The sequence below is a fragment of the Hydrogenophaga sp. genome, assembly GCF_035481345.1.
GTDB lineage: Bacteria > Pseudomonadota > Gammaproteobacteria > Burkholderiales > Burkholderiaceae_C > Hydrogenophaga.
The window spans coordinates 1-1932 of sequence record NZ_DATIGV010000028.1 but is presented as its reverse complement, the minus strand read 5'-3'; the positions used below and the strand labels follow the sequence as shown (position 1 = coordinate 1932).

Genomic DNA, 1932 nt, shown 5'->3' with positions numbered 1-1932 from the left:
CCTCATCGGCGCCGTCCACCACGTGGGCATTGGTCATGACGAAACCATCGGCGCTCAGCACGAAGCCCGAGCCCACGCCGCGGGGACGCGCTTCATCGGACGGTGGACCCTGGCGCGGACCGCGCGGCACCACGCCCGGCGGAATGGGGATACCGAAGCGGCGGAAGAACTCGAGCATCTCCTCGTCCGGGCCGCCCTCGGCACCGCCACGCGCCGACGCGCGCTCGAGCGTGCGGATGTTGACCACCGAGGGTCCGACGAGATCGACGAGGTCGGTGAAGTCCGGCAGGCCACGAGCATTGGTGGCCGCCGCAGCCTGCGCGAACGCGGGCATGGGCGCCAGCACGGCAGCCGATCCGGCGATGCCGAAGGCCGCGGCCAGGGTCAGGGCTTGCAAAGGGAAACGGAATGGGACGGCGGACATCGGCAACTTCCTTCGATGGTCGATCGACTGCAACTTCAGCGAATCCGTTCAAGGGCGTCGGCGAACCGCCGCAGCGTCGAGGTGGGAACCTCGCCCAGCGCCGTCACCCAATGGTCACCCACGCGACGGCTCACGGAATGCGTGGCCCCCATGGCCACCTGCTCTTCGCTCCCGTGGCGCTGCGCGTCGTAGGGTTCGACGAACAGCGACACGGACGCCAGGCCATCTGAAAACACCCATTGCATGGGTGCCTGCCCTGGTGGCACCGAGCCACTGGCCACCTCACGCGTGTGGCAACTCATGGCACTGAAGCCCGGGATCGGCTCTTTCAATTGCCACCCCTCGGCTTGCGGCGTGGTCTTGCGCAGCGCGGGCTTGACGACCTCGTAGCCGCGCGTGTCCTTCATCAGGCGCACGAGCTTGTCCATGCTCACCGGCGCGTCGAGCTGCAACTCGGAGAAGGCCACCTGCTCCAGCACCTGACCTTGCGCACCCAGCGTCTGCAGCTTCACGATCAGGCCGGTTTTTTTCTCCGACCAGATCCGGTAGCCGAAGCGCCATTCGTCGCGCGGCACGATCTCCACCATGTCGGCCATGTACCCCGCCACGCGCTGAGCTCCCACTTCACGGGCACCGTAGAACTGCGCGACGGCGCTCGTGGGCGTGCGCAGCATGTCGGGGAAAACGCCCAGCGACTCGCGCTTCTCCACCATGGCCGTGCGGGTCTCGGGCTCGAAAGTGATGACCTCGCTGTTGCGGCGGATGGTGGTGCGCGGCACGCCGGTGAGCGTCTCCACGCGCTCCATCTGCTGCGTGCCATCGCACACGTGCCAGATCTTGGAAGCCGACATCGCACTGCCCGAACTGACCACCAGCGTGCCAATGTAGGAGCGCTGACGAGAGGCGTCGTGCATGCGCGCGAGCCATTCGGTCACGCTGCGCGCCGGGGCCACCCCGGGCGACACCGCCCCCTGAGCCAGCGCTGCCGCGCTCCAGCCGCCGGCACAGGCCCAGACAATGAGAGCGGCACCCAACCGGCGCAAGCGCGGCGCGCGGATGTGGCGAGCCCTGGAATGCGCGGTGGTGGGGTGAGCGGTCGTCATGGGCGCGGCCATCAGCGTGCGTCGGAGTCGTAGGTGGCGTTGCGGATGAAGCCGGTCGAGGACTGGAACGCCGACATGCCGCCGTGCTGACGGTGCTGGGACAGCAGGCGCTCGAGCGCCGGATCGCGGATCAGCTTGCCTTGAGAGGTGGACACCACCACGGGCCGGGTGGGCGTGGCGGACACGGGGGCGGTAGGCGACGTCTCCGCAAGGGTGGCAATCGGCGCAGACGAGCGCTCCTGGGCCAGCACCGGTGCCTGGCTGCTGCCGGGTGCGCCGGCCAGCACGGTCCAGCCCACGGCCGCCACGGCCACCACGCTGGCCAGACCCGACGCCATCTTCCAGCGGAACAGGGCATCGTTCGCGGCGGGTCCGCGCACGGTGCGAGCCGGCGCACCCACCGCG

The 1932-nt window shown here is 69.3% G+C and carries 1 protein-coding gene and 2 pseudogenes; all 3 read right to left on the bottom strand.

The window, feature by feature from the left end; genetic code table 11:
• Window positions 1-424, bottom strand: a pseudogene (locus VLG41_RS03030) (serine peptidase); the annotation flags it as partial.
• Window positions 425-459: 35 nt separating this feature from the next.
• Window positions 460-1527 (bottom strand): MucB/RseB C-terminal domain-containing protein, encoded by a 1068-nt coding sequence (locus VLG41_RS03025; protein ID WP_325347922.1) that lies wholly within the window; start codon window positions 1525-1527, stop codon window positions 460-462.
• Window positions 1528-1538: 11 nt separating this feature from the next.
• A pseudogene (locus VLG41_RS03020) lies at window positions 1539-1932 on the bottom strand (anti-sigma factor); the annotation flags it as partial.

Excerpts from the sequence above, each read along its gene's own strand:
- VLG41_RS03025 (WP_325347922.1), bottom strand. The coding sequence starts at position 1,527 with ATGACGACCGCTCACCCCACCACCGCGCATTCCAGGGCTCGCCACATC.